Here is a 5965-nt window from a genome sequence, read left to right on the forward strand (position 1 = left end):
ATGACTGTATCCGAGATACACCGCAGGAGATCCCTCACCCTCGCTGCGCTCGGGTTCGGGATGACGTGGGGAGTTACGTGACTAAGTTAAAAGGATAAATGCTTTTTGCCTACATCGGCTTTGTCTGGGGCATTATGATAAATCTTTTAATTTAATAACCGGTATATGATTACAATACGATCTCAGCGATAGCTATCATAACAATTATGATGTTTATAGATAGTTATTTAATGATTTAAAATCTTGATTAAATTCGTCATCATTTTCGAATTCATCTTCAGTTGCATTGAGACCTGTTAATTGCCTTTGGTGATAGGCCAGCATTAGTCCATAAATACTATTCGAGAGTGGGGGAGAAAACATGCCTGTTTTAGGCGCTTCAATTAACTCAACTCCTTGTTCAGCAAGCTTTGCAAGTATATCAATTTTTGTTTCAGTAATAAGCTTTGCAGCTTTTTTTAATAGTTCAATTTTAAGCAAGGGGAGCTGAGCTAAGTTTACGACTGCAAACTGATCTATTTCAGTCTTGATAAGACAAGTAAATTCTTTCTTGATCTCTAACGTGCCATATAAAGTGGAATAGGTATATTGCTCTGCATAAAGCAGTCCGGAAAGCGTCTTGAGCAGCGCATGCCAACTGCGATCATGCAGCATCCATAATATGGGATTGTTAGGAAATTCTTTATAGCAATTTTGTAAATGAACTGCTCCAGACTCTAATAATTCAACCAGTCTTTTTGTCAGCAAATCGATATCGTATTCAAATTGATTTAAGCCTTCATGTACTTTCTCCACTCGCAGTAAACTGGTGATTTCTTTTTTTATTGTTTTTACTTGTTTATGTAAAAAGATTAAATCGACTTCTTCATTAAGTTGTTGTTTCAAATGGCACGCTGAGTCAATGTAGTTTTGAAGCTGTCCTGTTTGTATGCTTTGGTGCTGATAGATGGCAAAATAGATCTCGCAAATTCCTAAACACACTCGATAAGCACCCAGGGCACAAGCAAATTGCCGCATAAAAGCTTGTGCTTCGGGAGTGTAGCTTTTTTCAGGTTTAAAGAGATATATGCCATCTTGTTTGTGAAACTCTAACGGTAAGCCACTTGCTAAAACGTGGCTATCAAAAGCGGTTACAAGCCGTGCGTTCTCTGCTGAATACATAATTGCTTCTGCAGTCTCTACCAATGTTTGCTCATCAACCAGGCATTTCTCCATCGCATCTCGAACCATATTGAAGCTAAAAACTTGTTCATCTGCTCGAGCAACTTCGGTGAGTTTTTGTGTTCGCCCCTCATTAAAAAAATATTCCTTTAATAATTTCCTTATTTCAAACATGACTTTGCGATAATGTTCAAGACGGGCAAAAATTGGCTGGGTTACCTTGTTTATTTCTTGTCGACGGAGCTCCAGTTTTTCTTCCATAATATCTCCTTCTAAATCCGTTATTGTTTTAATTTCTACAGTGCGGCAGGTTCGGTGTCAAGATGTTTAATTTTTTCGATAAAATATAATACGGGTTTAATTCTTAAAAGAAATGAACATGCAAATGATTAAAAATTTTGCTATTTGCTCACTGCTATACTTATATTAATTCACTTAACGAGTTATCTTTTATGCAGAATGCCAAATTACCCTCTAACATCAAAGAATGTTCTGCTTGGTATGTTTCAGCAATGGAACACTTAGTTGAGGTAGTGCAAGATTTATCGCAGGCCAATGATATTCACGCGATCACCGAAATCGTGCGCCGCGCCGCGCGAGAACTCACTGGAGCAGATGGTGCAACATTTGTACTGAGGGAAGGTAATTGTTGTTACTATGTAGAGGAAAATGCAATCGCCCCATTATGGAAAGGCAAGCGCTTTCCTATGCAGACATGCATCAGCGGTTGGGTGATGTTGAATAAAAAATCAGCAGTGATTGAGGATATCTATCGTGACCCACGCATACCACAAGATGCTTATCGACCAACATTTGTTAAGAGTTTGGCGATGGTACCTATCCGTAGGGAAGATCCCATAGGTGCTATTGGTAATTATTGGGCCAAAAAACGTCTACCAACACAAGAAGAACTCAATATTTTACAAGCACTTGCAGATACGACATCAGTTGCACTGAGAAATGCCCATCTTTATATCGATCTAAAAGCCCATATTGAAACCATACGAGAGCGAGAGGCGCATGTACGTGCGCAACGAGATACGTTGGAAATTTTTACCCGTGCCCTAGCTCATGATCTTAGAGAACCTTTACGAACCATGAGTTCTTTCGTCGATGTCATCATTCAAGAAGAACCTCATTTTTCTGGTAGAGTAGCTGATTACTTTCAGCATATTTATAATGCCAGCAAACGCATGCTGACGCTTATTGATACCGTGTTTAATTACATGCAACTTGATGAATTTAAAAAAGAACTTAAAGAAGAATGTGATATGAATGAGATTATTGCAGAGGTTTTGAAAAACCTTGATTATCTGATTCGGGAAAAAAATGCTCGCATCATTGCTGAGACCTTACCTCATGTGAAAGCCAATCGAACCCAAATGATTCAATTGATGCAAAATTTAATTAGTAACGCCATTTATTATAATGAACATATTCCCGAAATATCTATTTCTGCCAATCCAAAGAAACAATGTGTAGAATTTCATGTATCCGATAATGGTTTGGGGATTGATAGCAAAGACAATGAAACCATTTTTCTGCCATTTAAACGAGCTACCCGGGTAAGCACGGGTTCTGGTTTAGGATTAGCAATATGTGCCAAAATTTTAGAATTGCATGGAGGCACAATAGAATGTAAATCCAGACTTGGAGGAGGCACAATTTTTTCCTTTACTCTTCCACCAGCTCTTAAGGTAAATAGGCCGAGAAAAGTAAAAGAAACTTCGGTTAGTCCAGTCAATATACCCAGTAAAACTACCTTGGCTAATATTTTGTTTGTTGATGATCTTAAAGAAGATCTGGAATTTACTAAAATCATCTTAGAGCGGGCACATATAAGCTTTAATTTATTTATAGCGCAAAGCGGGAAAGAAGCTCTTAATTTATTACATGACCAATTTGCTCGAAATAATCCAATTGATCTGATATTTCTTGATATCAACTTGCCGGGGATGGATGGGTTTGAAATATTAAAAAAAATTCAAACCGATAAACTACTTAATAAAATTCCTGTGATTATGTGCACCGGTTCAGATTATCGTAAAGACAGAGAAAAATCAGCCGCTTTAGGCGCCGCAGGCTATCTGATCAAACCAATTGAAAAGGAATCGTTGCAAGGCATAATCGATAACCTGACCGCAGTAAGGTATTGTCAAACCGATGAAGGTTATATCATTGTTCGCACTAAACATTAGTTTTCAATTAATATCTGTAGCCCGTATGATTTGTTACCATAAAAAATGAGACAATTCCGAGGAGACGGTTACCTCTCCCAGGTTACAAGAATGGTACAATGATTTTAACTTAGTATTTTTTAAGGAATTACATGGATTTTAAAGAAAAAAAGGTGATCGTTACAGGGGCGAACCGTAGTATTGGTCAAAGAATTGCTTTAGCTTTTGCAGAGCAAGGTGCAGATGTTGTTATCAGTTACCACAGCGATGAAAAAGGGGCAGAGGAAACGGTTCAATCAATTAAAGCCATCGGAGGGAATGCTAAAGCTTTTTATGCTGATTTCTCCAAAATGGATGATGTTCTCTCCTTTGCTGAACAAGCGTTGGCGTATTTAGGCTCCGTGGACATGCTCGTGAATAATGCAGGAATGCTTTGTCGCGAAACGCTATTCGAATTGCCTCCGGAAAAAATGCAGCAAGTTTTTCAGGTCAATACGATTTCTCCCCTTTACCTATCTCAACTTTGTGCCAAAAATATGGTTGAAAGAGAAAATAAAGGGTGCATTTTAAATATTTCTTCAATCAGTGGCATTATGACTATGCCCAAAGGTATTGGTTATGGTGCGTCGAAGGCAGCGCTGAATAAATGGACGAAACATGCTGCTTTGGACTTAGCGAAATACGGTATACGGGTGAATACTATTGCTCCTGGAGTTATTGAGGCAGGAATGAATGAAGATACTGCCGCCAGTAATCCTGAATTATGGCAATATTATTTGAGTAGTATTCCCTTACAAAGAGCGGGAACACCAAGTGATATTGCAAATATGGTTTTATTTCTTGCTTCAGAAAAAGCCAATTGGATTACAGGCAAAGTCTTTGCGGTGGATGGCGGACATGTCCTCTAAGAGAAACGAAACCCCGAGCGTTTTGAGTTAAGATGTGAGTTGTGGGCCAGCTTTGGGCTCACATCTGATGCATCTCGTTTAATCAGCGAACCAAAAATAAGACCATTAACAAATTAATAACCATTCAAAATCAATCTATAGTTCTTTTCATTGTCAATAGGTCAAAAACCTTGTTCTATGCATATTTATTGATTCTGTTTTCATAAGTTTCACCAATATAATTCAAATAAATTCTAAATGATCAAAAAGTGTATTGACATGGCAAATGTCGATTCGTAATAATGATTTTGTAATTATTAGTCATTTTGATCTCAATTTGATGCCCCCTGTTAATCTGTGAACAAGGAGAATATCATGCTGACAAGTTATCACATTAGATTACTTATCGAAGAATGTCGCGAAATAGGTTGGATTGGACTTGATAGTGGAGTAACTGCCTCTATGCCAAAACTTCAGATTGATATCTTAAAACCACCGCATGATTTTTTAGGTGCTCAAGGGAATCCTGCTATCTTTGTGAATAAAAACACGTACAAATTATTAGGACAGCACCATAAAAACTGGGTTGTTAACCAAACTATTGCTTTAAAGATAGATTTTTTGGAACAAAAAACGATCAATATAATCGGTGCGATTGTTCATGAGGCCGGGCACGCTTTTAATGTAGCGGCAAAAATTGCTAATACTGAAGCAAATGCATATATCTATGAAATAGAGGTGATGAGCAAGCTATTTAAAACGAAAAGCCCCTTGCTATTTGGCTCTACTTTTAATGATCTTCAATCATTTTTTAAAGAGCGTCTTCCCTTTTATAATAAAGAAATCGCTAATAATAAATATCTAGCGGGTTTAGTTGAATCAATACATCAAGAATTTAAACTCGAAGAACAAGTGACACCATCGGCAGAACAAGAAAAAAGCATTTCTTTTTTTGTAACTGGGATAACCTTGTTTACCCAGAAACAATGGAATAAAGAAGAAGCATTAACTTTGGCAAAAATGGAGATAGGTTTACCCAGGCGCAACGAATCGTAATAATAAAAATTCAATGCCAAGTATTTGAGTTCAAATTTGCCTTTGTGCCGGGCCCTTTAAAAATTATCCGGCATAAAGTCCGTTTCATGAAAGAGGATATTTGCCCAAAATAGTGATTATTTTGCCATAACTCACCATATGGTTAATGTGGTGGCTATAAATTATGCATGCAGCAGAGAAGCCTAAACCTGCAAATGTTCTGGCTGCTGATAATCCTAAACGCTTAAGATTTTAATAGCGATCTATTTTTAGTAGATGGCCTTATTTTCGCTCCAGCCTGTTAAGCATGAGTGTAAAATTTAGATAGAACTATAAAACGCATCAGGATAAAACTTATTAAAATAAACCTATTGCCTCAATGAAAGGTGTTGCCGAAGGACAAAAAATATACTGAGTCGTTGCCTCAAAATAGGTGTTGCTTTTGAGAGGTTTTGTTGCAGTTAATAAATAGTTGCTATTGAGCCTGGTGGATATGTGGACGAGAAGCCTGTGAGTGTGAGCAATAGCTGTGGGTAACGTCTTTTTGTTATCCATGGCTTTGTTCACACGTCCCATAGGGCACAGGCAGGTCCGAAGGACTCGTCCATCATATCCCCAGGGTTTATCCCCAAACAGGTCTAATGCACTGTTTAATCTTTTCATTAAATAGCCTTTCTCTGTTTTGTATTCTGAACCGGAACCAAT

The 5965-nt window shown here is 37.7% G+C and carries 5 protein-coding genes; 3 read left to right on the forward strand and 2 right to left on the reverse strand.

From position 1 onward, the window contains the following. Positions 1-213: 213 nt before the first annotated feature. On the reverse strand, positions 214-1422 hold the full coding sequence (locus BW930_RS16665) for a hypothetical protein (protein ID WP_058468237.1): 1209 nt from the start codon (positions 1420-1422) through the stop codon (positions 214-216). Positions 1423-1613: 191 nt separating this feature from the next. On the opposite strand from BW930_RS16665, the gene BW930_RS16670 reads away from it, so the two are divergent. The 3 genes from BW930_RS16670 to BW930_RS16680 all read left to right on the forward strand — a co-directional run bounded on the left by BW930_RS16670 (position 1614) and on the right by BW930_RS16680 (position 5281). Further along, positions 1614-3359, forward strand: coding sequence for a hybrid sensor histidine kinase/response regulator (locus BW930_RS16670; protein WP_058468238.1), 1746 nt, complete (start codon positions 1614-1616; stop codon positions 3357-3359). Positions 3360-3490: 131 nt separating this feature from the next. Next, complete coding sequence (locus tag BW930_RS16675) at positions 3491-4246, forward strand: SDR family NAD(P)-dependent oxidoreductase (RefSeq protein WP_058468239.1); 756 nt, start codon at positions 3491-3493, stop codon at positions 4244-4246. Positions 4247-4600: 354 nt separating this feature from the next. Beyond that, entirely contained in the window at positions 4601-5281 is a 681-nt protein-coding gene (locus BW930_RS16680; RefSeq protein ID WP_058468240.1) for a hypothetical protein, read from the forward strand. A gap of 336 nt (positions 5282-5617) precedes the next feature. Here the strand turns inward: BW930_RS16680 and BW930_RS16685 are convergent. Then, positions 5618-5965: hypothetical protein (locus BW930_RS16685; protein ID WP_217697080.1), on the reverse strand; the 348-nt coding region annotated here is incomplete at its 5' end.

The sequence above is a fragment of the Fluoribacter gormanii genome (assembly GCF_900156395.1).
In the GTDB taxonomy this organism is placed as follows: Bacteria; Pseudomonadota; Gammaproteobacteria; order Legionellales; family Legionellaceae; genus Legionella; species Legionella gormanii.